The organism is Streptomyces capillispiralis (assembly GCF_007829875.1).
Lineage (GTDB): Bacteria > Actinomycetota > Actinomycetes > Streptomycetales > Streptomycetaceae > Streptomyces > Streptomyces capillispiralis.
The window spans coordinates 3,601,295-3,624,386 of sequence record NZ_VIWV01000001.1 but is presented as its reverse complement, the minus strand read 5'-3'; the positions used below and the strand labels follow the sequence as shown (position 1 = coordinate 3,624,386).

Annotated in this window: 23 protein-coding genes; 14 read left to right on the top strand and 9 right to left on the bottom strand. The window is 72.4% G+C overall.

Annotated features, from left to right (window positions below):
• Nucleotides 1-5: 5 nt before the first annotated feature.
• Complete coding sequence (locus FHX78_RS15330) at nucleotides 6-260, top strand: hypothetical protein (RefSeq protein ID WP_145868025.1); 255 nt, start codon at nucleotides 6-8, stop codon at nucleotides 258-260.
• Nucleotides 261-345: 85 nt separating this feature from the next.
• Here FHX78_RS15330 and FHX78_RS15325 read toward each other — a convergent pair whose 3' ends face one another.
• Nucleotides 346-1,581, bottom strand: a complete 1,236-nt coding sequence (locus FHX78_RS15325) for a threonine aldolase family protein (protein ID WP_145868024.1) — start codon at nucleotides 1,579-1,581, stop codon at nucleotides 346-348.
• A gap of 171 nt (nucleotides 1,582-1,752) precedes the next feature.
• Here FHX78_RS15325 and FHX78_RS15320 point away from each other — a divergent pair, with 171 nt between their 5' ends.
• From FHX78_RS15320 to FHX78_RS15275, 10 genes are all read left to right on the top strand, one after another.
• Entirely contained in the window at nucleotides 1,753-2,709 is a 957-nt protein-coding gene (locus FHX78_RS15320) for a Rossmann-like and DUF2520 domain-containing protein (RefSeq protein ID WP_145868023.1), read from the top strand.
• Nucleotides 2,710-2,776: 67 nt separating this feature from the next.
• Entirely contained in the window at nucleotides 2,777-3,775 is a 999-nt protein-coding gene (gene panC / locus FHX78_RS15315; RefSeq protein ID WP_145868022.1) for a pantoate--beta-alanine ligase, read from the top strand.
• On the top strand, nucleotides 3,772-5,481 hold the full coding sequence (locus FHX78_RS15310; protein ID WP_145868021.1) for an L-aspartate oxidase: 1,710 nt from the start codon (nucleotides 3,772-3,774) through the stop codon (nucleotides 5,479-5,481). Before panC ends, FHX78_RS15310 begins: the two co-directional genes overlap by 4 nt.
• A 5-nt stretch (nucleotides 5,482-5,486) precedes the next feature.
• Nucleotides 5,487-6,461 (top strand): carboxylating nicotinate-nucleotide diphosphorylase, encoded by a 975-nt coding sequence (gene nadC, locus FHX78_RS15305; protein ID WP_145871984.1) that lies wholly within the window; start codon nucleotides 5,487-5,489, stop codon nucleotides 6,459-6,461.
• A gap of 9 nt (nucleotides 6,462-6,470) precedes the next feature.
• Nucleotides 6,471-7,268 carry a type III pantothenate kinase gene (locus tag FHX78_RS15300; RefSeq protein ID WP_145868020.1) on the top strand — a complete coding sequence of 266 codons (798 nt, stop codon included), beginning with the start codon at nucleotides 6,471-6,473 and terminating at the stop codon, nucleotides 7,266-7,268.
• 415 nt (nucleotides 7,269-7,683) lie between these two features.
• Complete coding sequence (locus tag FHX78_RS15295) at nucleotides 7,684-8,277, top strand: hypothetical protein (RefSeq protein ID WP_145868019.1); 594 nt, start codon at nucleotides 7,684-7,686, stop codon at nucleotides 8,275-8,277.
• 26 nt (nucleotides 8,278-8,303) lie between these two features.
• Nucleotides 8,304-8,492 carry a hypothetical protein gene (locus tag FHX78_RS15290; protein WP_145868018.1) on the top strand — a complete coding sequence of 63 codons (189 nt, stop codon included), beginning with the start codon at nucleotides 8,304-8,306 and terminating at the stop codon, nucleotides 8,490-8,492.
• Between the two features lie 135 nt (nucleotides 8,493-8,627).
• The gene (locus FHX78_RS15285; protein WP_341874750.1) at nucleotides 8,628-9,026 is read left to right on the top strand and encodes a BlaI/MecI/CopY family transcriptional regulator; all 399 of its coding nucleotides are present in this window, start codon (nucleotides 8,628-8,630) and stop codon (nucleotides 9,024-9,026) included.
• 9 nt (nucleotides 9,027-9,035) lie between these two features.
• Nucleotides 9,036-9,569, top strand: coding sequence for an amino-acid N-acetyltransferase (locus tag FHX78_RS15280; RefSeq protein WP_145868016.1), 534 nt, complete (start codon nucleotides 9,036-9,038; stop codon nucleotides 9,567-9,569).
• A 242-nt stretch (nucleotides 9,570-9,811) separates the two neighbouring features.
• Nucleotides 9,812-10,147, top strand: coding sequence for a histone-like nucleoid-structuring protein Lsr2 (locus FHX78_RS15275; protein ID WP_145868015.1), 336 nt, complete (start codon nucleotides 9,812-9,814; stop codon nucleotides 10,145-10,147).
• On the opposite strand, the gene FHX78_RS15270 is transcribed toward FHX78_RS15275, so the two are convergent.
• Entirely contained in the window at nucleotides 10,126-10,944 is an 819-nt protein-coding gene (locus tag FHX78_RS15270) for an SCO3374 family protein (RefSeq protein ID WP_145868014.1), read from the bottom strand. The genes FHX78_RS15275 and FHX78_RS15270 overlap by 22 nt on opposite strands.
• A gap of 432 nt (nucleotides 10,945-11,376) precedes the next feature.
• Here FHX78_RS15270 and FHX78_RS15260 point away from each other — a divergent pair, with 432 nt between their 5' ends.
• Nucleotides 11,377-13,902, top strand: a complete 2,526-nt coding sequence (locus FHX78_RS15260; RefSeq protein WP_145868013.1) for an ATP-dependent Clp protease ATP-binding subunit — start codon at nucleotides 11,377-11,379, stop codon at nucleotides 13,900-13,902.
• A gap of 94 nt (nucleotides 13,903-13,996) precedes the next feature.
• On the opposite strand, the gene FHX78_RS15255 is transcribed toward FHX78_RS15260, so the two are convergent.
• Nucleotides 13,997-14,635 (bottom strand): HAD family acid phosphatase, encoded by a 639-nt coding sequence (locus FHX78_RS15255; RefSeq protein ID WP_167531765.1) that lies wholly within the window; start codon nucleotides 14,633-14,635, stop codon nucleotides 13,997-13,999.
• A 443-nt stretch (nucleotides 14,636-15,078) separates the two neighbouring features.
• Between FHX78_RS15255 and FHX78_RS15250 the strand changes: the two genes are divergently transcribed.
• Nucleotides 15,079-15,828, top strand: a complete 750-nt coding sequence (locus tag FHX78_RS15250; protein ID WP_145868011.1) for a M23 family metallopeptidase — start codon at nucleotides 15,079-15,081, stop codon at nucleotides 15,826-15,828.
• 19 nt (nucleotides 15,829-15,847) lie between these two features.
• On the opposite strand, the gene FHX78_RS15245 is transcribed toward FHX78_RS15250, so the two are convergent.
• Nucleotides 15,848-16,444 carry a TetR/AcrR family transcriptional regulator gene (locus FHX78_RS15245; protein ID WP_189908558.1) on the bottom strand — a complete coding sequence of 199 codons (597 nt, stop codon included), beginning with the start codon at nucleotides 16,442-16,444 and terminating at the stop codon, nucleotides 15,848-15,850.
• Nucleotides 16,445-16,582: 138 nt separating this feature from the next.
• Here FHX78_RS15245 and FHX78_RS15240 point away from each other — a divergent pair, with 138 nt between their 5' ends.
• Nucleotides 16,583-18,166, top strand: a complete 1,584-nt coding sequence (locus FHX78_RS15240) for an MDR family MFS transporter (RefSeq protein ID WP_145868009.1) — start codon at nucleotides 16,583-16,585, stop codon at nucleotides 18,164-18,166.
• Between the two features lie 345 nt (nucleotides 18,167-18,511).
• On the opposite strand, the gene cseC is transcribed toward FHX78_RS15240, so the two are convergent.
• The 5 genes from cseC to FHX78_RS15215 all read right to left on the bottom strand — a co-directional run bounded on the left by cseC (nucleotide 18,512) and on the right by FHX78_RS15215 (nucleotide 23,060).
• Entirely contained in the window at nucleotides 18,512-19,855 is a 1,344-nt protein-coding gene (gene cseC / locus FHX78_RS15235; RefSeq protein ID WP_145868008.1) for a two-component system sensor histidine kinase CseC, read from the bottom strand.
• 8 nt (nucleotides 19,856-19,863) lie between these two features.
• The gene (cseB, locus tag FHX78_RS15230; RefSeq protein WP_145868007.1) at nucleotides 19,864-20,562 is read right to left on the bottom strand and encodes a two-component system response regulator CseB; all 699 of its coding nucleotides are present in this window, start codon (nucleotides 20,560-20,562) and stop codon (nucleotides 19,864-19,866) included.
• A gap of 120 nt (nucleotides 20,563-20,682) precedes the next feature.
• Nucleotides 20,683-21,315 carry a hypothetical protein gene (locus FHX78_RS15225; protein ID WP_373313008.1) on the bottom strand — a complete coding sequence of 211 codons (633 nt, stop codon included), beginning with the start codon at nucleotides 21,313-21,315 and terminating at the stop codon, nucleotides 20,683-20,685.
• Nucleotides 21,303-21,842, bottom strand: coding sequence for a SigE family RNA polymerase sigma factor (locus FHX78_RS15220; protein WP_145868006.1), 540 nt, complete (start codon nucleotides 21,840-21,842; stop codon nucleotides 21,303-21,305). Before FHX78_RS15220 ends, FHX78_RS15225 begins: the two co-directional genes overlap by 13 nt.
• A gap of 282 nt (nucleotides 21,843-22,124) precedes the next feature.
• Entirely contained in the window at nucleotides 22,125-23,060 is a 936-nt protein-coding gene (locus tag FHX78_RS15215) for an HhH-GPD family protein (RefSeq protein WP_145868005.1), read from the bottom strand.
• Nucleotides 23,061-23,092 lie beyond the last annotated feature (32 nt).

Here is a 23,092-nt window from a genome sequence, read left to right as displayed (position 1 = left end):
GCGGCATGAGCCTCACCCAGCAGTACGTCCTCGACACCCACCGGGCCCGGCAGCACGGCGAGCCGCCGCCGCCCGCCCCGGGGCTGAACGACTGGCAGGTCGTCCGCGAACTGCGCGACCTCCGGCGCTCCCGCGCGGTGACGGATCACCGCCCGGCGCCCGGACGCCTCCGCGCGGTGACGGCCGGCCGTCCGGCCCGCGGACGCCTCCGCCGCGCCCTCGGCCGCCTGCTGCACGGCCGCTCCCGAGCGGCCCGCTGACCGACGCCGGGCGCGGGGGCCCGAGGCGACCCGGCGGCCCCTTCACCCCGCCGACCCCGTCCCCCCGCCACTTCGCCGGTGCCGGCTACTTCGTGTCGCCGCCGGTCAGCCGCCGGGCGAACTCCACCGCCGCCGCCCGCACGTCGTCGGCGGTCCACTCCAGGCCAGCGGCCCGTACGTACACCTCCGTGAAGGACAGGCCGGGCCCCTTCGGGTCCCAGTGGTTGGCGAACAGGACGGTCCCCGTCTCCTCGGCCACCCGGATCGCCGTCTCCGCGGCGGCATCGGCGTCGTACGGGAGCCACACCTGGAAGTCGTGGGTGTGCGGTACCTCGGGATGGACGCGGAACCAGGGCAGCCCCCCTGCCTCCAGGCCCTCGCGCAGCGCGGCGGCCACCACGCGCGCGTGCCGGACGTACTCCGGCAGCCGGGGCAGCTCCCGGTCCAGGCCGACGAGGGCGGACAGGGCGGTGGGGAACTGCTGGAAGACGTTGCCGCCGTACCGGTGCCGCCAGGCCCTCGCCTCCTCGATCAGCGTCGCCGGACCGGCGAGGGCCGCGCCGCCATAGGCGTCCAGGGACTTGTAGAACGACACGTAGACGCTGTCCGCGAGGGCCGCGATCTCCTCCAGCGGGCGGCCGAAGTGTTCCGCGCACTCCCACAGCCGGGCGCCGTCGAAGTGCACGACCGCGTCGCGCTCCCGCGCGGCGTCCACCACCTCGGTCAGCTCCTCCCAGGTGGGCAGCACGAAACCGGCGTCCCTGAGCGGCAGCTCCAGCATCAGCGACCCGAACGGCTCCTCGAAGTCGCGCACCTCGGCGGCGGTCGGCTGCCGTGGCTCGCCCGTCACCCGTACCGGACGCAAGCCGCTGACCTGGCTGAACGCGTTCCGCTCGTGCACCTCCGGGTGGCTCAGCGCGTGCAGGGCGACCGTGGGGGCGCCGGTGCGGCCCGCCCAGCACCGGAGCGCCACCTGCTGGGCCATCGTGCCGGTCGGGAAGAACGCGGCGGCCTCGGTGCCGAGCAGTCCGGCGACCCGCCGCTCCAGCGCCTCGACCACGCCGTTGCCGTAGATGTCGGACATCTCGTCGAGGTCGTACGCGTCGCCCGCCGCCTCCAGCAGGGCCAGCCGCTCCCTGAGCGGGGCGACGAAGCCGAGCCGCGCCAGCACCCGCGGGGCACCGCGCCAGGCGGCGATCCTCCGCTCCCGCAGCGTCGGACGCGGCTCCTCGTCCGCCCCCGGCCCTTCGCCCGCCCCCTGCCCCTCGCCCCGCACCGTGTCCGTGACGCCGTCCGCCGTATCGCTCATGCCCGCGATCATCCCGCGCGCCCGTCCGCGCGGGCACCCTCATTTCCGCACGCGCGTGTGCCACGCGCCCGCACGGAAACCCACAGCCTGTGGACAACCGACCGCCCCCGGAACCGATCGCGTTAACATGACGAGAAATCGTCCGGTACCCCGAGCGGACTGGAACGGGAAGGCCCCCGTCGCGTGAACACAACCCCACAGCCAGATCCCAGGGACCGCCCCGCGCGGCTCACCGTCGGCGTCGTCGGCGCCGGACGCGTGGGCCCCGCCCTGGCCGCGTCCCTCCAGCTCGCCGGGCACCGCCCGGTGGCCGTCTCCGCCGTCTCCGACGCCTCCCGCAGGCGCGCCGAGCAGATGCTGCCGGACGTGCCGGTGATGCCGCCCGCCGACGTCCTGCGGCGCTCCGAGCTGGTCCTGCTGACCGTCCCGGACGACGCCCTGCCCGAGCTGGTCGCCGGACTCGCCGACACCGGCGCCGTACGGCCCGGCCAGCTGCTCGTGCACACCTCGGGGCGGTACGGCGCGAAGGTCCTCGACCCCGCCCTGCGGGCCGGAGCCCTGCCGCTGGCCCTGCACCCCGCGATGACGTTCACCGGCACCCCCGTCGACGTCCAGCGCCTCGCCGGGTGCTCCTTCGGCGTCACGGCCCCCGAGGAACTGCGGCTGGCCGCCGAGGCCCTCGTCATCGAGATGGGCGGCGAGCCGGAGTGGATCGCCGAGGAGAACCGCCCGCTGTACCACGCGGCCCTCGCCCTCGGCGCCAACCACCTGGTCACCCTGGTCGCCCAGTCCCTGGAACTGCTGCGCACCGCCGGAGTCGAGGCCCCCGACCGAATGCTCGGACCGCTGCTCGGCGCCGCCCTGGACAACGCGCTGCGCTCCGGCGACGCCGCCCTCACCGGCCCGGTCGCGCGCGGCGACGCGGGCACGGTCGCCGCGCACGTGAGCGAGCTGCGCCGGCACGCCCCGGCGACCGTCGCCGGCTACCTGGCGATGGCCCGCGCCACCGCCGACCGCGCCCTCGCCCACGGCCTGCTGAAGCCGGAACTCGCCGAGGACCTCCTGGGAGTGCTCGCCGACGGAACCGGCCCAGCCGACGGAGCCGACGGAACCGGAAGCGCCCCGGGGGAGAGCCGATGAGCGGCACCCACCGACACCCCGCACCCCACGGCCGTACGACGCGTGCGTCCCGGAACGGAGCCGCCCGATGACCGCCACCCTGCTGCGCACCGCCGCCGAACTGCACGCACGCGCGCGCACGGGACGCCGGGCCGTTGTGATGACCATGGGCGCGCTGCACGAGGGCCACGCCACGCTGATCCGCACCGCGCGGGACACCGCGGGCCCCGACGGCGAGGTCGTGGTCACCGTCTTCGTCAACCCGTTGCAGTTCGGCGCGGGCGAGGACCTGGACCGCTACCCGCGCACCCTGGACGCCGACATCGCGCTCGCCGGGCTCTCGGGCGCCGACGCCGTCTTCGCCCCCTCCGTGGACGAGGTCTACCCGGGCGGCGAGCCCCAGGTCCGCATCAGCGCCGGGCCCATGGGCGCACGCCTGGAGGGCGCCGCACGGCCCGGCCACTTCGACGGCGTGCTCACCGTCGTCGCCAAGCTGCTGCACCTCACCCGCCCCGACGTCGCCTTCTACGGCCAGAAGGACGCCCAGCAGCTCGCCCTGATCCGCCGCATGGTGCGGGACCTGAACTTCGGCGTGGAGATCGTCGGCGTCCCCACCGTCCGCGAGGAGGACGGGCTCGCCCTGTCCAGCCGCAACCGCTACCTCTCGGCCGGGGAGCGGCGCACCGCCCTCGCCCTGTCCCAGGCCCTGTTCGCGGGCCGCGACCGGCACGCGGCCCAGCAGGCGCTGCGCGCGCGGGCCCAGGAGGTGCCCGCCACGCGCGCGCGGGCCGAGGCGCTCAGCGCCATGGGCGAGTCCCGCGCGGCGGCCGACGCGCACGCGGTCGCCACGACCGCCGGCGGCCCGGCCGCCATCCGGGCCGCCGCCCGGCTGGTCCTGGACGAGGCCGCCCGCCTCGACCCGCCGCTCGCCCTGGACTACCTGGCGCTGGTCGACCCGTCCGACTTCACCGAGATCGGCGACGACTTCACCGGCGAGGCCGTCCTCGCCGTGGCCGCCCGGGTGGGCACCACCCGCCTGATCGACAACATCCCGCTGACCTTCGGAACCTTCGGAGCCGCCGCGTGACCAGCACTGGCATACGACTGCACGCGCCCGCGCCCGGGTGGTCCATCGCCGCGGACGTCGTGGTCGTCGGCTCCGGGGTCGCCGGCCTCACCGCGGCCCTGCGCTGTGAGGCCGCCGGCCTGACGACGGTCGTCGTCACCAAGGCCCGCCTCGACGACGGCTCGACCCGCTGGGCCCAGGGCGGCATCGCCGCGGCCCTCGGCGAGGGCGACACCCCCGAACAGCACCTGGACGACACCCTGGTCGCCGGCGCCGGCCTGTGCGACGAGGAAGCGGTCCGCATCCTGGTCACGGAGGGCCCCGACGCCGTACGCCGCCTGATCGAGACCGGCGCGCACTTCGACGAGTCGACCGACGGCGGCCTGGAACTGACCCGCGAGGGCGGCCACCACCGCCGCCGCATCGCCCACGCGGGCGGCGACGCCACCGGCGCGGAGATCTCCCGCGCCCTGGTCGAGGCGGTCCGCGCGCGCGGGACGCGCACCATCGAGAACGCGCTCGTCCTGGACCTCCTCACGGACGCCGACGGGCGTACCGCCGGCGTCACCCTGCACGTGATGGGAGAGGGCCAGCACGACGGCGTGGGGGCCGTCCACGCGCCCGCCGTGGTCCTGGCGACCGGCGGCATGGGCCAGGTCTTCTCGGCGACCACGAACCCGTCCGTCTCCACGGGCGACGGCGTGGCCCTCGCCCTGCGCGCGGGCGCCGAGGTGAGCGACCTGGAGTTCGTCCAGTTCCACCCCACGGTCCTCTTCCTCGGCCCGGACGCGGAGGGCCAGCAGCCCCTGGTCTCCGAGGCGGTCCGCGGCGAGGGCGCCCACCTGGTGGACGCCGACGGCGTGCGCTTCATGCAGGGGCAGCACGAACTCGCGGAACTCGCCCCGCGCGACATCGTCGCCAAGGGCATCATGCGCCGCATGCGCCGGCAGGACGCCGAGCACATGTACCTGGACGCCCGCCACTTCGGCGCCGAGATGTGGGAGCACCGCTTCCCCACGATCCTGGCCGCCTGCCGCGCGCACGGCATCGACCCGGTCACCGAGCCCGTCCCGGTCGCCCCGGCCGCCCACTACGCCTCCGGCGGCGTGCGCACCGACTCCCACGGCCGCACCACCGTGCCCGGCCTGTACGCGTGCGGGGAGGTCGCCTGCACCGGCGTGCACGGCGCGAACCGCCTGGCCTCCAACTCGCTCCTCGAAGGCCTGGTCTACGCCGAGCGCATCGCCGCCGACATCGCGCGCGGCGGACCCGCCCGCCACACGCGCGTGCCCCAGCCCCTGCCGCAGTCCGACCGCCCCGCGCACCCCCTGCTGCCCCCGGAGGCCCGCCTCACCATCCAGCGGATCATGACCCGCGGCGCGGGAGTGCTGCGCTCCGAGGCCTCCCTCTCCCAGGCGGCCGACCGGCTCCACCGACTGCACGCCGACGCCCGCGAGGCCCTCGACGAGAACGGCAAGACCGCCGAGCCCGGCGTCGACACCTGGGAGGCCACCAACCTCCTGTGTGTGGCCAGGGTCCTGGTCGACGCCGCGCGGCGGCGCGAGGAGACCCGCGGCTGCCACTGGCGCGAGGACCGCCCCGAGCGGGACGACAGCGCGTGGCGCCGCCACATCGTCGTACGGCTGAATCCGGACCGCACGCTGGCGGCGCACACCACCGACACCACAGACTTCCCCCCTACCCTCCCCCAGGCCCAGGAGCAGTGACAGCAGTGACCACCCCCGACCTTCCCCTCGCCCCCTCCGGTGGCTGCGGCGACGGCTGCGCCTGCGGCGCCGACGAGGAGACCTATCTGGAGTGCGGCCTCGACCCCGCACTCGCGCAGCTCCTGGCCGACGCGGGCCTCGACCCCGTGGAGGTCGAGGACATCGCCAACGTCGCCCTCCAGGAGGACCTGGCCCACGGAGTGGACGTGACGACGGTCGCGACCATCCCGGAGGACGCCGTGGCCACCGCCGACTTCACCGCGCGGGAGGCGGGCACCGTGGCGGGCCTGAGGATCGCCGAGGCGGTCCTGTCGGTCGTCTGCGCGGAGGAACTGGAGGTCGAGCGCCACGCGGAGGACGGCGACCGCGTGGAGGCGGGCCAGACCCTGCTCTCCGTCACCACCCGCACCCGCGACATCCTCACCGCCGAGCGCAGCGCGCTGAACCTCCTGTGCCGCCTGTCGGGCATCGCGACGGCCACGCGCGCGTGGGCGGACGTCCTCGAAGGCACCGGGGCGCGGGTCCGCGACACCCGCAAGACCACCCCCGGCCTGCGCAGCCTGGAGAAGTTCGCGGTGCGCTGCGGCGGCGGCGTCAACCACCGCATGTCCCTGTCGGACGCGGCCCTGGTCAAGGACAACCACGTGGTGGCCGCCGGCGGCGTCGCCGCGGCCTTCAACGCCGTCCGCGAACGCTTCCCCGACGTCCCGATCGAGGTCGAGGTCGACACCCTGCACCAGCTCCGCGAGGTCCTGGACGCGGGCGCGGACCTGATCCTGCTGGACAACTTCACGCCGGGCGAGTGCGAGGAGGCGGTGGCCCTCGTCGACGGCCGCGCCGCCCTGGAGGCCTCCGGCCGCCTCACCCTCGCCAACGCCAAGGCGTACGCGGACACGGGCGTCGACTACCTGGCGGTGGGGGCGCTCACCCACTCCTCGCCGATCCTCGACATCGGCCTCGACCTGCGAGCGGCGGAGTAGGGACCGGCCATGCTGCTGACCATCGACGTAGGAAACACGCACACGGTCCTCGGCCTGTTCGACGGCGAGGAGATCGTCGAGCACTGGCGCATCTCCACGGACGCGCGCCGCACGGCCGACGAGCTCGCGGTCCTCCTCCAGGGCCTCATGGGCATGCACCCGCTCCTCGGCGACGAGCTGGGCGACGGCATCGACGGCATCGCCATCTGCGCGACCGTCCCCTCGGTGCTGCACGAACTGCGCGAGGTCACCCGCCGCTACTACGGCGACGTCCCCGCGGTCCTCGTCGAGCCGGGCGTCAAGACGGGCGTCCCAATCCAGTTCGACAACCCCAAGGAGGTCGGCGCCGACCGGATCATCAACGCGGTCGCGGCGAACGAGCTGTACGGCGGCCCGGCGATCGTCGTCGACTTCGGCACGGCGACCACCTTCGACGCGGTCTCCGCGCGGGGCGAGTACGTCGGCGGGGTCATCGCGCCCGGCATCGAGATCTCGGTGGAGGCCCTCGGGGTCAAGGCCGCCCAGCTGCGGAAGATCGAGGTGGCCCGGCCCCGGAACGTGATCGGCAAGAACACCGTCGCGGCCATGCAGTCGGGCATCGTGTACGGCTTCGCCGGCCAGGTGGACGGCGTCGTCAACCGCATGGCCCGCGAACTCGCGGACGACCCCGACGACGTGACCGTCATCGCGACGGGTGGGCTGGCGCCGACGGTCCTGGGCGAGAGCTCGGTCATCGACGAACACGAGCCCTGGCTGACCCTGATCGGCCTGCGCCTGGTGTACGAGCGGAACGTGTCCCGGCCGTAGCGACACGGTGCGCCGGTACGGGCCCGGGGGCGCATCCCGGCGCCTACGGGGCACCCCGCCCCCACCCTCCCCGCTCCCGGCTCCGCTCGGGCGGGGACCCCCATCGCCCTGCCGCCCGCCTGCCCATCGCGGGCAGGGCGACGACGGCCGCGTACGGCGAGGAGGGGACGGGGCGGGGGTGCCCGCCCGCAGCGGCCGGCGCGTCCGCGCCCCGCACCTCACCAGTGGGCCGATTCCGCGCCGGACCGAGGACGGACACCCCCGCCCCGCGCCGACCCACCCCTCCACCCGCAGGCGCTGCCGCAGGCACCCCCCACCGACCCCGCGCCGCAGGCACCCCGCCCACCCGAGTGGCACCCCACGCCACACCCGCCCCATACGCGTTGTTTGTCTGATTAGCGCGTATCGTCACAGCATGCCCACGCCCTACGGACCCCGCGGCGGCATGGCGTTCGGCGCAGAGGAACTGCGCGTGCTCCGCCGCGCTCTCGCCCTCGCCCTGCACCCCACCCCCGCCTCGGCCGACGACATCCAGGACTGCCTCCGCCTCGCCGACTCCGTCGACGAGGCCACGCGGGAAAGTGCCCGGCTGCGCGCCTTCCTCGTGGCCGACCTCGGCCGCTACCGCGCCGCCCTCCCCGGCACCGCCGCCGGCTATCTCACGCTCCTGGAGGAGGCCCTGGGCGCCGGATACCGCCCCCACCCCGACGATCTGGCCGCCCTCGGCGCCCTGCGGGGCAACCCCGCCGCCGCCGCCCTGCTGCACGACTGCCGCCGCGGCCTCCTCCAGGCCCTCCCCGGAGGGCGCGCGGCCGCCTCCGGGGACCAGGACAAGAAGAAGCCGGCCACCCCCCGCCCCGCACCGGCCCCCACTCCCGCCCCCCACCCGACCCCCGCCCCGGCCCCGGGCGCCCCCAAGCCCACCCGCCCCATCCCCACCCCCGGCGAGGTCTTCCCCCGCCGCAAGCCCGCCCCGCCCCCACCCGACCAGCACCTGGCCGCGGGCTGACGGCTCCCCCTGGCTACCCTGGACGCATGGACTACGTCTCCGCGCTCCTCCCCCCGGCCGTCATGGCCGTCCTCTTCATCGGCGTGATCCGGGTGATCGTGAAGACCCAGGGCGGCGCCAACAAGACCAAGGAGGACGCCTTCGTCGACGCGGCCCTCGCGCGGGCGGAGGGCGCCCAGCCGGGCGCGCAGCCCGCCACCAAGGCCGACGCCTGACCCACCCGAGGGCTCGCACCAGGGCGTACGACGCGCAGTCGTACGCCCTTTTTGTGCCCGTTCGTCAGCGACGGTGCCCGTCCGGCACGCCATGGACGGGATCTCCCACTATTGTTCTGAGTTGTGCCTCGCCCATTGGGAGAACTCGAAGACGCGGTCATGACGCGGGTGTGGAAGTGGAACCGCCCGGTGACCGTTCGGGAAGTCCTGGAAGATCTCCAGAAGGAGCGGTCCATCGCCTACACCACGGTGATGACCGTTTTGGACAATCTCCATCAGAAGGGCTGGGTGCGCCGAGAGGCCGAAGGCCGGGCCTATCGATATGAGGCGGTCTCCACTCGCGCCGCCTACGCCGCCGCCCTGATGAACGAAGCGTGGTCGCAGAGCGACAACGCCGCTGCCGCTCTCGTGGCCTTCTTCGGGATGATGAGCGAGGAACAGCGCCAGGCCCTCACGGACGCGATGCGCGTCGTCCAGCTCCCGGAAACCCCGGACGAGAACCCCGGCTCCGCGCAGGACCGGAGTGGACGATAGCGTCCGCTCATGTCAGCAGACAGCCCCGAAGTCACCGCAAAAGCCCTCACCGTCCGACGGGCCCGCACCAGCGATGTCCCGGCGGTACGCCGCCTCCTTGACGCCTACGTCCGCGGGGGCATCCTGCTCGACAAAGCAACGGTGACGCTTTACGAGGACATCCAGGAGTTCTGGGTCGCGGAACGGGACGACAACGCCGAGGTCGTCGGCTGCGGCGCCCTGCACGTGATGTGGGAAGACCTGGCGGAAGTCCGCACTCTCGCCGTCAAGCCCGGTCTGAAGGGCGCCGGCGTCGGACACCGGTTGCTGGAGAAGTTGCTGGAGACCGCCCGCTGGCTCGGTGTTCGCCGCGTTTTCTGTCTGACCTTCGAAGTGGACTTCTTCGGCAAGCACGGCTTCGTGGAGATCGGTGAGACCCCCGTCGACACCGATGTGTACGCCGAGCTGCTGCGTTCCTATGACGAGGGCGTCGCGGAGTTCCTCGGTCTCGAACGAGTGAAACCGAACACCTTGGGCAACAGCCGGATGCTTCTGCATCTGTGATCGCCGGGCGATTCCGCCCCGCGCGCCTTGACCCTTGCCTTGCCGGGTTGCCCGGGTGCCCTATGTCCGAAACGCGCATGTTTCCCGGCCGGGTGCGGGCAGCGGACTCCTCCAGGGGTTTGTGTTTTTACGGCAAAAGCGGTTTGCTTTCCGACGTACTGCAGTACTGCATATAACAAGGGGCGGCGATACGGCGGACGCCGGACACCCCGGCCCTCAAGTTATCGATGAAAGGAAATCCGGTGGCACAGAAGGTTCAGGTCCTTCTTGTCGACGACCTCGACGGTGGCGAGGCGGACGAGACCGTGACGTTCGCGTTGGACGGCAAGACGTACGAGATCGATCTCACCACCTCCAATGCGGACAAGCTCCGCGGCCTTCTCGAGCCTTACGTGAAGGGCGGTCGTCGTACCGGAGGCCGTGCTTCGGGCGGGCGCGGAAAGGCGCGTCCCTCTTCCGGCGGCAGCCAGGACACCGCGGCCATCCGCGCCTGGGCGAAGGAGAACGGTTACGAGGTCAACGACCGCGGCCGCGTTCCCGCGTCCATCCGCGAGGCCTACGAGAAGGCCAACGGCTGACCCTCGGTCCTCGTGGCGGAGCACCCGCGCCGCAACCGGACGCGGTGGACCTGCGTCGCCACCGTGTTCACCAGCCGCACGAGATCGGGGGGACCCCCGCGGTCTCCCGGCGCACTCCTCGTTCCCATCGCCGACAGTGCCGGCAGCGAGGCCTCGACCTCGCGTCCCGGCTCGGGGGGCCGCAGCCACACGGCGGCCCCCTGCGAAGCGTCCCGGCCCGGGGGATGCCGCCGGGCGCGGGAGCCGACGGAAGAGGTGCCGCCCACGGCCCCACCGCCGGCTGCGGCCCCTTCCGGGACGACCCGACGGGGAGCCTCCATGGAGCCGCCGGCGCCGATGACCGCGAGATCCAGCTCCAGGGCTCCCCACTCCAGCCACTCCAGCAGCCCCGGCACCTCCTCCGCGCTGCCCGCGGCCACCAGGAACCGCATCCGGCCGCCCCGCACCGCCACCGGGAACCCCCACCCGGAACACCGCGCCCCCGGGTCCGCCCTCGCACCCGGCCCCGGATCCGCCCCCCAGCCGCTCCCCGCCCCCAGGCGGGCCAGCGACGCCCACCCCGCCGCCACCGGCACGTCCAGCACGTCGAAGCGCACCCCCACCACCAGCCGCACCGGCTCCCCGGGCACCGTCGGCCAGCCCAGCACGTTCTCGTACCAGTGCCGGACCTCGTCCCCGTGCCGGACCTCGTCCCCGTGCCGGACCCCGTCCTCGTCCCGGACCCCGTCCTCGTCCGGCGGGAGCGGATGACGGCGGAGCGGGACCGGTGGGACCCGGGCGGGAACGGTGCCAACCATGCCCCGCGCAACAGCCGGGAGGCCCGACAGGTTACGGTGGGTGTCCCTGCCTGTGCACAGGGTGTCGAACAGGGGGGCGTGCGGGAGTGCGGGGAGGCGCAAGGTTGTTCGCCCGTAGCGGAGGGAACCCGTGCACTCGGCATGGACTGTCCGTAGCAGCGGGTAAGACATCCCTAGTGGGAGGGGGCGACACGCAGGGCGGGACGTCTCCCGTTCGCCATGGGCGTACTGGCGATGGGGGTAACTGCCTGGCCTGCGGGAACATCGTCTCGCACCATCGGGTTGGAGCAGATGTCGGCGTGAGCGGGGTCAGGAGGCCATCGACGGTGTCGGCAGTTGGAATGAGCGGTCCCCGCTTGCGGGACTAAGCTGCGGAAGGACAGGGAGGGGAAGTTCCCCCCACTGCCTGACCGCTCTGAGGAGCGATTAACGATGTTCGAGAGGTTCACCGACCGCGCGCGGCGGGTTGTCGTCCTGGCTCAGGAAGAAGCCCGGATGCTCAACCACAACTACATCGGCACCGAGCACATCCTCCTGGGCCTGATCCACGAGGGTGAGGGTGTCGCCGCCAAGGCCCTTGAGAGCCTCGGGATTTCGCTCGAGGCGGTCCGCCAGCAGGTGGAGGAGATCATCGGGCAGGGCCAGCAGGCCCCGTCGGGTCACATCCCCTTCACCCCCCGTGCCAAGAAGGTCCTGGAGCTGTCGCTCCGCGAGGCCCTTCAGCTGGGCCACAACTACATCGGCACGGAGCACATCCTGCTCGGCCTGATCCGTGAGGGCGAGGGCGTCGCCGCCCAGGTCCTGGTCAAGCTGGGCGCCGATCTCAACCGGGTGCGGCAGCAGGTCATCCAGCTGCTCTCCGGTTACCAGGGCAAGGAGACCGCCACCGCCGGCGGTCCTGCCGAGGGCACCCCCTCCACGTCCCTGGTCCTCGACCAGTTTGGCCGGAACCTCACCCAGGCCGCTCGTGAGTCCAAGCTCGACCCGGTCATCGGGCGCGAGAAGGAGATCGAGCGGGTCATGCAGGTGCTGTCCCGCCGTACCAAGAACAACCCGGTGCTGATCGGTGAGCCCGGCGTCGGCAAGACCGCCGTCGTCGAGGGCCTCGCCCAGGCCATCGTCAAGGGCGAGGTGCCCGAGACCCTCAAGGACAAGCACCTCTACACCCTGGACCTCGGCGCCCTGGTCGCCGGCTCCCGCTACCGCGGTGACTTCGAGGAGCGCCTGAAGAAGGTCCTCAAGGAGATCCGCACCCGCGGCGACATCATCCTGTTCATCGACGAGCTGCACACGCTGGTCGGTGCGGGTGCCGCCGAGGGCGCCATCGACGCCGCTTCGATCCTGAAGCCGATGCTGGCCCGCGGTGAGCTCCAGACCATCGGTGCCACCACGCTGGACGAGTACCGCAAGCACCTGGAGAAGGACGCGGCCCTCGAGCGCCGCTTCCAGCCCATCCAGGTCGCCGAGCCCTCGCTCCCGCACACCATCGAGATCCTCAAGGGTCTGCGCGACCGTTACGAGGCGCACCACCGCGTCTCCATCACGGACGAGGCGCTGGTCCAGGCCGCCACCCTGGCCGACCGCTACATCTCGGACCGCTTCCTGCCGGACAAGGCGATCGACCTGATCGACGAGGCCGGCTCCCGGATGCGCATCCGCCGGATGACCGCGCCGCCGGACCTGCGCGAGTTCGACGAGAAGATCGCCGGCGTCCGCCGCGACAAGGAGTCCGCGATCGACTCGCAGGACTTCGAGAAGGCCGCCTCCCTCCGCGACAAGGAGAAGCAGCTCCTGGCCGCCAAGGCCAAGCGGGAGAAGGAGTGGAAGGCCGGCGACATGGACGTCGTCGCCGAGGTCGACGGCGAGCTGATCGCCGAGGTCCTCGCCACGGCCACCGGCATCCCGGTCTTCAAGCTGACCGAGGAGGAGTCCTCGCGCCTGCTGCGCATGGAGGACGAGCTCCACAAGCGGGTCATCGGGCAGAACGACGCCGTCAAGGCGCTGTCCAAGGCGATCCGCCGTACCCGCGCCGGTCTGAAGGACCCGAAGCGTCCGGGTGGCTCGTTCATCTTCGCCGGCCCGTCCGGCGTCGGTAAGACCGAGCTGTCCAAGGCGCTCGCGGAGTTCCTCTTCGGTGACGAGGACGCGCTGATCTCCCTCGACATGTCGGAGTTCAGCGAGAAGCACACGGTCTCGCGTCTCTTCGGTTCGCCCCCCGGCTACGTGGGCTACGAGGAGGGCGGCCAGCTGACGGAGAAGGTGCGCCGCAAGCCGTTCTCGGTCGTCCTCTTCGACGAGGTCGAGAAGGCCCACCCGGACATCTTCAACTCGCTGCTGCAGATCCTGGAGGACGGTCGCCTGACCGACTCCCAGGGCCGGGTCGTGGACTTCAAGAACACGGTCATCATCATGACGACCAACCTCGGCACCCGGGACATCTCCAAGGGCTTCAACCTGGGCTTCGCGGCCGCGGGTGACACGAAGACCAACTACGAGCGCATGAAGAACAAGGTCTCGGACGAGCTCAAGCAGCACTTCCGTCCCGAGTTCCTCAACCGCGTCGACGACGTGGTGGTCTTCCCGCAGCTCACGCAGAACGACATCCTGCGGATCGTCGACCTGATGATCGGCAAGGTGGACGAGCGCCTGAAGGACCGGGACATGGGCATCGAGCTCTCCCAGTCCGCCAAGGAGCTGCTGTCCAGGAAGGGCTACGACCCCGTCCTGGGTGCCCGGCCGCTGCGCCGGACGATCCAGCGGGAGATCGAGGACTCGCTGTCGGAGAAGATCCTCTTCGGCGAGCTGCGTCCCGGTCACATCGTGGTCGTGGACACCGAGGGCGAGGGCGAGTCCCAGACCTTCACCTTCCGCGGCGAGGAGAAGTCGGCGCTGCCCGACGTCCCGCCGATCGAGCAGGCGGCCGGCGGCGCCGGCCCGAACCTGAGCAAGGACGCGTAGCCGCCCGGCTCGGCGCGAACGGAAAAGGGGTCTGCCCCGGGACACACGTCCCGGGGCAGACCCCTTTCTCCGTGCTCGCGCCGGTGCGGCCGGTTCAGGAGAGCTGACCGTCGTAGTCCGGCAGCTTGTACGTCTTCTCGGCGTGCCCGCCCGACAGGTCGGTGGCGCTGTTCCCGATGTTGGCGATGATCGTGTAGCCCTTGGACTCGATGTCCACGCGCTGGGCCGTCTTGTACTCGGCCACGTTCCGGAAGAGGTCGAAGAAGCCCCGCACGTACAGGCCGGCGGACTCGTAGCCGGCCTGGTCGAGGTTGTACGCGGTGGGCGCGTGGATGATGCCGGGGCGGGCGGTCACGAAGAACACGGCGACCCCGTGGTCCTGGGCGTAGGCGGCGGCCTCCAGGACCGGCTTGTTCGCGGGCTGCGGGTAGCTGAAGCCGAAGTCGGTCTCCAGGGCGGTGTTGTCGATGTCGAGGACGAGCGCCTGCTTCTCGCCCGGCCCGGCGTCCGCGATCCGCTGCTTCAGATACGGCAGGGCCTGGTCCATGACCGCCCGGCAGTCCCGCTGCCAGGTGTCGTAGTCGACGTCCGCCGCGGCGGCGGAGGCCGCCGTGCGGACGGTGGGCGCGGCGGTGGCGGTCGACGCCTCGGCCGGGGCGGCCAGGGCCACCAGGGCGCTCGCGGAGACGGCGGTGACCGAGGCGCGGCGCAGCCAGGCGCGTCTGTTCGTCATGTCGTGGGGGGTCCTCTCACGTCCGTAACGCTGCCAACGTGTCGTGTGCATGCTCGTCTGCGAGGGTGACGTGAGGTGAACCGTAGGGTTACCGGGCGGTAGGCGCCTAGAGGCCTGCGCCACATTTATGGAATGTCCGAATCGGCCCCCCGGTGACATGGCGCACAGGCGTTTCGTCCGGTACTAGCCGGAATAGTGGTGAACCCGTTGAAACCAAAACGGACATTTGGCGCGAAGCTCTGATCGATCGGCCTCAAATGGGGCTTTCGCCCCGTTCGAGCGCTCTGTCAAGAGACGTACATCTCACCCAGGAAGTACGAAGTTGTCTCGTAGAAGACCGCTTTGGGGCTTTCTGGGTGGAGGGGTTACCAATGAATGGCCACCACGGCGAAGGACCTGTTTCGCCGGTGGCTTTCCTCTGTCCCCTCCCTTACGAGGTTTCGATGTCCCAGCGCGTCACGTCCCGTTCCTCCCGTACGTCCCTGATCCGCACCCGTGCGGCCGTGCTGGCCGCCGGTCTGGGGGCCTCGGTCGTGATGGGGGCCGGGGTCGCGGCCGCCGCCGACACCACGGGCGCCTCCGGTGTCGCCAGTGCCGTCGAGGCGCAGGCCGCCGCCCAGGCCAAGGCCGCGAAGGCCCAGGCCGCCGCCCAGGCCAAGGCCGCGAAGGCTCAGGCCGCGGAGGCCGAGAAGGCCGCCGAGGCCAAGAAGGCCGCGCAGTCCCTGAAGGCCGCGAAGGCGAAGAAGGCCGCCACGGTCGCCGCCAAGAAGACGGCGTCCTGGGTCGACCCGGTGAAGAACTACAAGCTGTCCGCGAGCTTCGCCCAGAACGGCGGCATGTGGGCCAGCAAGCACAGCGGCCAGGACTACGCCGTCCCCACCGGCACCCCGGTCGTGGCCACCCACGGCGGCACCGTCGTCAAGGCCGGCGGCAACGGCGCCGGTGACGGCCCCGCGTACGGCAACGCCGTCGTGATCAAGCACGGCAACAAGACGTACTCCCAGTACGCCCACCTGTCGTCGGTGAACGTGAAGGTCGGCCAGATCGTCAAGACCGGCCAGAAGATCGCGCTGTCCGGCAACACCGGCAACTCCAGCGGTCCGCACCTGCACTTCGAGATCCGTACGACCCCGAACTACGGCTCGGCCGTGGACCCGATGAAGTTCCTGCGCGCCAAGGGCGTCCAGGTCTGACCCCGGCACCCCACCGCGCCTAGGCGCGCCCGGCCCCCCGGTGGGCCTGGGTGACCAGATCGATGGCGACCTCGAGGACGGCCCTGCGCTTCTCCTCGGGGTCGCTTTCGACGTCCTGGAGGACGTGCATCCCGGCGTGCAGGGTGAACAGGGCGCTGACGCAGCGCACCTGGTCGACCAGCTCGGCGTCCGGGTCCATGAGGATGTCCCGCAGCCCGAGCATGCGGGTCTTGAACATCTCGCCGATGCGCAGCTCCCGGATCGTGGCCTGGTTCTCCTGCATGAAGCGGAAGAGCGGGGCCGCGCCCATGAGGGCGTCGCTGTAGCGGCGGATGATCTCCTGCTTGGTCTCCAGGGTGTGCGGCTGCTCGCTCCCCCAGGCGATCAGCTCCTCCATCGGACGGGAGAGATCCTCGAAGATGCCGACGAGGATCTCCTCCTTCGTCTTGAAGTGGTAGTACAGCGCCGCCTTGGTGACCTCCAGGCGCTCGGCGATCTCGCGCAGAGAGGTCTTCTCGTAGCCCTGCTCGGCGAAGAGTTCGAGCGCCACGTCCTGGATGCGCTGGCGGGTGTTCCCGCGGCGCCGCTGTTTCGTGCCGTCCATGGTGCCGCCCATCCTCCTACTCGACCCGCCCTTGACAAAAACTTACTTGACGCCCGGCTAGTTCCGCGACTAACTTCCCAGTGAAGTGAACTAGCCGGTCGGCAAGTAAGTAGCGGTGGCCACGTGGGAGTGGCCGGGGGAGTGAGAGGCATGGCGGAGACACCGGCGGCGGGGGCCGCGCAGACGGACGGCGGCAAGCAGCCGCGCAGCGTGCGGGTGGTCCTGCTCGCACTCATGATCGCGATGATGCTCGCCATGCTCGACAACATGATCATCGGCACCGCGATGCCGACGATCGTGGGCGAGCTGGGCGGCCTGGAGCACCTGTCCTGGGTGGTCACCGCCTACACCCTCGCGACCGCGGCTTCCACCCCGGTCTGGGGCAAGCTCGGTGACATGTACGGGCGCAAGGGCTCCTTCCTCGCGTCCATCGTGCTCTTCCTGATCGGCTCCGCGCTCAGCGGCATGGCCCAGGACATGGGCCAGCTGATCGGCTTCCGCGCGGTGCAGGGCCTGGGCGCCGGCGGTCTGATGGTCGGTGTCATGGCGATCATCGGCGACCTCGTCCCGCCCCGGGAGCGCGGCAGGTACCAGGGCATGATGGCCGCCGTGATGGCGCTGGCGATGATCGGCGGGCCCCTCGTCGGCGGCACCATCACCGACAACTGGGGCTGGCGCTGGGCCTTCTACATCAACCTGCCGCTCGGCGCGATCGCGCTGGCCGCCGTGGGTGCCGTACTGCACCTGCCGAAGAAGCGCTCCGAGGCGGGCATCGACTACCTCGGCGTCGCGCTGCTGACCGTCGGGATCACCGCCGTCGTGCTGGTCACCACCTGGGGCGGCACGGAGTACGCCTGGACCTCCGCGCGGATCATGGAACTGATCGGCCTCGGTGTGGCGTCCCTCGTCGGCTTCGTGTTCTGGCAGACCAGGGCGGCCGAGCCGGTGGTGCCGCTGCACATCTTCCGCAGCCGCAACTTCACGCTGATGTCCGTCATCGGCTTCATCACCGGCTTCGTGATGTTCGGCGCCACGCTCTTCCTGCCGCTGTACCAGCAGTCCGTGCAGGGCGCCTCGGCCACCAACTCCGGACTGCTGCTGCTGCCCATGCTCGGCGCGATGCTGGTCACCTCGATGGTCGCGGGCCGGGTGACGACCAGCAGCGGCCGGTACAAGATCTTCCCGGTCCTCGGCAGCGCGCTGATGATCGTCGGCCTGTACCTGCTCTCCACGATGGACACCGGCACCTCCCGCTTCACCTCCGGCGTGTTCATGGCCGTGGTCGGCCTCGGCATGGGCTGTCTGATGCAGATCACCATGCTGGTCGCGCAGAACAGCGTGGAGATGAGGGACATGGGCGTGGCGTCCTCGTCCACCACCCTCTTCCGCACCCTCGGCGCGTCCTTCGGCGTCGCGATCATGGGCGCGCTGTTCAACGGCCGGGTCCAGGACGTCATGGCCGAGCGGGCCGGTGCGCTGGGCTCCAAGGTGACCGAGCAGTCCGCCCAGCTGGACGCGGCGAGCCTGGCGCAGCTGCCGGAGGCGGCACGCGAGGCCTACCAGCACGCGGTCTCCTCGGGCACGCACGCGGCGTTCCTCCTGGGCGCGGCGATCGCGGTGATCTCACTGGTGGCGGCCGTGTTCGTGAAGGAGGTCCCGCTGAAGGGCGCGGGCCCCGAGAAGAAGGGCAAGGACGACGGCGCGTCGGCGATGGCGGTGACCGAACCGGTCTGACCCCCACCGGCGCCACGAGGGCCCCCGAGGACGCGTCCCCGGGGGCCTTCCGCGTCCCGCCGGCCCCGGCCCGTTGGCAGCCAGCCCCCCGTGCCACCGCCGGTCGCAGGGACAGGGCGCGTCAGTCCAGGCCGGCCAAGGACGCGATGGACCGGGACCGGGCCGACCCGGACCTCGACGCGACCGCCGTCGCCGCGCACGCCGGCTGTTCGCGCCCGCGGCGCCCCGGTCGGTTCGTCTCCTGCGCGCGTACGTCGGCTGCTGGCGCTCGCGGCGTCCCGGTCCGTTCGCCTCCTGCGCGCGTACGTCGGCTACGCGCGGCGCCGGCGCCCCCGGCCCGTTCGCCTACTGCGGCAGCATCGGGTAGCTGCCGGTGTTCGTCGGCGCGTGCTCCGGCAGCCACAGCACGGCGACCGCGCCCTCGGCCGGCGCACCCTCCGGCGCTCCCGCCGGCCGTACGTTGCGGAAGGTCAGCCGGGCGCCCAGGACCCGGGCCTGTCCCGCCGCGATGGTCAGACCCAGCCCGTGCCCCCGTCCGGCCCGGTCCGCGCTGCCGGTGCGGAACCGGCTCGGCCCGTCGGCGAGCAGCCCCTCGGGGAACCCGGGCCCGTGGTCGCGGACCCGGATGACCCGGCCCTCGACGGTGACCTCGATGGGCGGCGCGCCGTGCCGGGCCGCGTTGGCGAGCAGGTTGAACAGCACGCGCTCCAGCCGCCGCGGATCGGTGGTGACCTCCGACTCGTGCACCACCCGCACGGTGACGCCCGGGTCCTTGGCGGCCACCCGCCGGGCGACGAACTCGCCCAGCAGGATGTCCTGCAGTTCGGCCCGCTCGGAGGCGCTGTCCAGCCGGGCCACCTCCAGGACGTCCTCGACGAGGGTGCGCATCGCCTTGGCCCGGTCCAGCACCAGCTCGGTCGGCCGGCCCGGCGGCAGCAGCTCGGCGGCGGTCAGCAGACCGGTCACCGGAGTGCGCAGCTCGTGCGCGATGTCCGCGGTGACCCGGCGCTCGGCCTCCAGCCGCTGCCGCAGCGCGTCCGCCATCGCGTCCACCGCGCTGGCCAGGTCGTCCGTCTCGTCCCGCACCACCCCGCCGATGGCCTCGCGCACCCGGACGTCGGTCTCGCCCTTGGCGACCCGGTTGGCGGCGCTGGCCGCCTTGCGCAGCCGGCGTGACAGGTGCCCGCCGATGAGCACGCCGAGCGCGCTGCCGCCCAGCACGACCGCGATGGAACCGATCACCAACGCCTGGTCGAGATCCTTGAGGATGTCCGAGCTGCGGTCGGTGAACCCGGAGTGCAGGGACATCACATGCCCGTTCTTCAGCGGCACGGCCGCCCAGATGTCCGGCGCCCCGCCCCGGTCGGCCACATAGGTGGCCCGCCGGCCCGCCTCGACCCTCTCCCGCAGCTCCTTCGGCAGCTCCGGGTCGTCGATCTTGGTGTTGGGGAAGTTCAGCCGCCCGGACAGTTCGTAGTTGCGCTGGGCGATCATGATGCGCTCGTCGGCGAGGTCCCGCGCGTTGTCCAGCATCGACACCCGCGCCGCGTTGTGCACGACCAGGCTCAGCGCCAGCGCCACCAGCGCCCCGACCAGCGCGATGGCCGCACTGAGCTTCCACCGCAGACCCGTACCGATGCCCACCCGGTCGACGCACGCCGCCACCAGGCCCCGGAAGTACCCCCGCATCCGCCCGCTCAGGCCTTCAGCTTGTAACCGAAGCCGCGGACCGTCTCTATGCGGTCCTGGCCGATCTTCGTCCGCAGCCGCTGCACATGGACGTCGACGACCCGGGTGTCACCGCCCCAGCCGTAGTCCCACACCCGTTCGAGCAGCCGGTCGCGGGAGAGCACGGTGCCCGGTGCCGCGGAGAACTCCAGCAGCAGGCGCATCTCGGTCGGTGTCAGCGCCACCGGCTCCCCGGCCCTGCGCACCTCCATGCCCTCGGTGTCGATCTCCAGTTCGCCGAAGGCGAGCATGCCCCCGTTGTCCGGAGCCTCCCGCTCCTCGCGGCCGCCGGCCGCCCGCCCGAAGCGGCGCAGCACGGCGCGGATGCGGGCCACCAGGACCGCGCCGTCGAACGGCTTGGTCACGTAGTCGTCGGCGCCCGCCTCCAGCCCCAGCACCACGTCGATCGCGTCGGCACGCGCCGACAGCATGATCACCGGCACCATCGACTCGTCCCGGATGCGCCGGCACAGGCTCACCCCGTCGAGGCCGGGCACCATGACGTCGAGGAGCGCGATGTCCGGCCGGTCGGAGCGGAACGCCTCCAGGCCCGACAGCCCGTCGGGCATCGCGGTGACCACGAAGCCGTCCCGCTCCAGGGCGAGCTGGGTGGCCTCGCGGATGACGTCGTCGTCCTCGACGAACAGGACGTGGGTCTGGTCTGCCATCCCGGTGCTCTCAGTCCTCGTGTTCTCTCGGTCCGTCCGGCGGTCGCGTGGACCGCGCGGTGGGGGCACGGCCGTGCACCGGCCGGAGCGCTCCCGCCGGTGCACGCCGTGCGCCATGTCTCAGCCGGCGGGCGCCGGTGCCGGCTGCGCACCGGTCACCTGCCCGTAGTCGTTGTGCGTGCGGTACTTCTCGGCGAACCGGCCGGCGGCCCAGCGGTAGGTGATCACGTTCTCGCCGGACGGACTCGACACGGGGTCGCCCCGGTCGTACACCTGCTTGGTCACCACCAGGTCCCCCCGATCGATCTCCGCGTACACCGGGGGCTCCTCGGCCGCGAACACGTTCACGTAGGCGCCGCCCTGGTCGCGGTACACGTACGAGCCGACACCCACGGCGTCCCCGCAGGTCAGCACGTTGACGACGACGTCGTCCACGGACCCCCCGGTGAGGCTGCCGTAGCTCACGTCGACCGGGTACTCGTCGGCGACGCACGGCTCCAGCTCCCGCTTGACCTCCGTCGAGACCTCCGGGTCCGCCTTGATCAGCCGGACCGCGTCCACCCGGTCCGGGGGCCGCGACGGCGAGGACGTCGGCGTGGCCGGGCTCGCCACCGGGTCCGCGTGCGCGGGCCCCTCGTCCCGCGTCCCGGTGCCGCCCGTGCCGCAGCCGGCGACGAACAGCACGGCGGCGGCGAGCACGGCCGTCACCGTCATCGCCGCCCGGGTGGTTCCCGTGCCGGTCAGGCCGCGCAACGCTCCCGCTCCTCACGCTCCAGCGCGCGTGCGTCCGTCTCCCGCGCCTGAAGCTCCTCGCGGAGCCGGGCGAGCGCCCGGTGCAGCGTGCTCTTGACCGTTCCGGCCGACATGCCGAGGGCGGCGGCCGTCTCGTCCGTGGACATCTGCTCCCAGTGTCGCAGCACCACGACACTGCGCTGCTTCGGGGCGAGCACCTTCAGTACGTCCATCAGCAGGGCGCGGTCGGCGTGCTGCTCGGTGGAGTCGTCCACACAGGCCTCCGGGAGCTGCTCGGTGGGCACCTCCTCCAGCTTGCGGGCGCGCCACCACTCCGTCCGGGTGTTGATCATGACGCGGCGCAGGTAGGCGTCGGCCAGCCGCTTGTCCTCGATGGTCTCCCAGCGGCCGTACGTGCGCACCAGCGCGGTCTGCAGCAGGTCCTGCGCGTCCACGGGGTCCGGGACCAGGCGGCGGGCACTGCGCAGCAGTGCGTCCTGCCGGGTGCGGACGTACTCCTCGAAGTCGAGCACCTCGCTCTGCGTCATGGTGAACCGCCTCCCGCTCCCCGTACCGGCGCGCCCGTGCGCGCCGGATGGCCCTGCCCGTGTTCCGTGGTCGTCGTGTCCTCGGTGGGCACGCGTTCGAAGGTACGGAGGCGTTGTCACGGCACTGTCCGAGGCAGCCTGCGGCCAGCCCTCGGCTGTCCGTCGGTTGTGTAACGGACGACGGGACGCGGAGCAGCAGGAGACGGGTTGGGATGGTTATCGGGTGATGTGACCGGTCGTGGCCGAGGGCGGGGGGCCCGGGAGCCCGGGGACGGCTGTGCGTCAGGTCAGCGGCAGCCGGTACAGACCGCCCGGCAACGGCTCCACCAGACCGTCGGCGACCAGACCGTCCAGGGCGCGGGCGCGCTGTACCGGCTCGTGCCACACCCGGTCCAGCGCGGTCTGCGGCACCGGCCCGTGCGCCTCCCGCAGCACGGCCAGCAGCCGTCCGCGCACCTGACGGTCGGTGCCCGCGTACGTCTGGCCGCGGCGCGGCGGACCCTCGTGGGCCGGTTTGCCCGCCAGCCGCCAGGCGCACTGCGCGGCGATCGGACAGCGGTGGCACGACTCGTTCTTCGCCGTGCAGACCAGCGCCCCCAGCTCCATGGAGGCCGCCGCCCACCGCGCGGCGGTCGGCGTGTCCTCCGGCAGCAGCGCGCGGGCGAGCCGCCGTTCGGCCGCGGTGGTGGCGTTCGGCGGGTACTGCACACCGGTGACCGCGCGGGCGAACACCCGGCGGACGTTGGTGTCCAGCACCGCGTGCCGCTGCCCGTACGCGAACGACGCCACGGCCGCCGCCGTGTACTCGCCGATGCCGGGCAGCGCCAGCAGCTGGGCGTGGTCGGCCGGTACGTCGCCGCCGTGCCGCTCCGTTATGGCGACGGCGGCGCCGTGCAGACGGAGCGCGCGGCGCGGGTAGCCGAGCCGGCCCCAGGCGCGGACGGCCTCGCCCGGCGCCTCCGCGGCGAGGTCGGCGGGGCGCGGCCAGCGGGCCAGCCACTGCTCGTAGACGGGCAGCACCCGGTTCACCGGGGTCTGCTGCAACATGAACTCACTGACCATCACCCCCCAGGCACCGGCCTCCGGGCGCCGCCACGGAAGATCCCGGGCGTGCTCGTCGAACCAGTCGATGACGGGGGAGTGCAGCGGCTCACCGGGAGCACGCTCGGGCGCGGAATCGGCGGTGCCACCCTGCGGGGGCTTCGTGGGAGCAGTCATGACCCGTCGATGCTGCCACGCCGGGGCCCGCC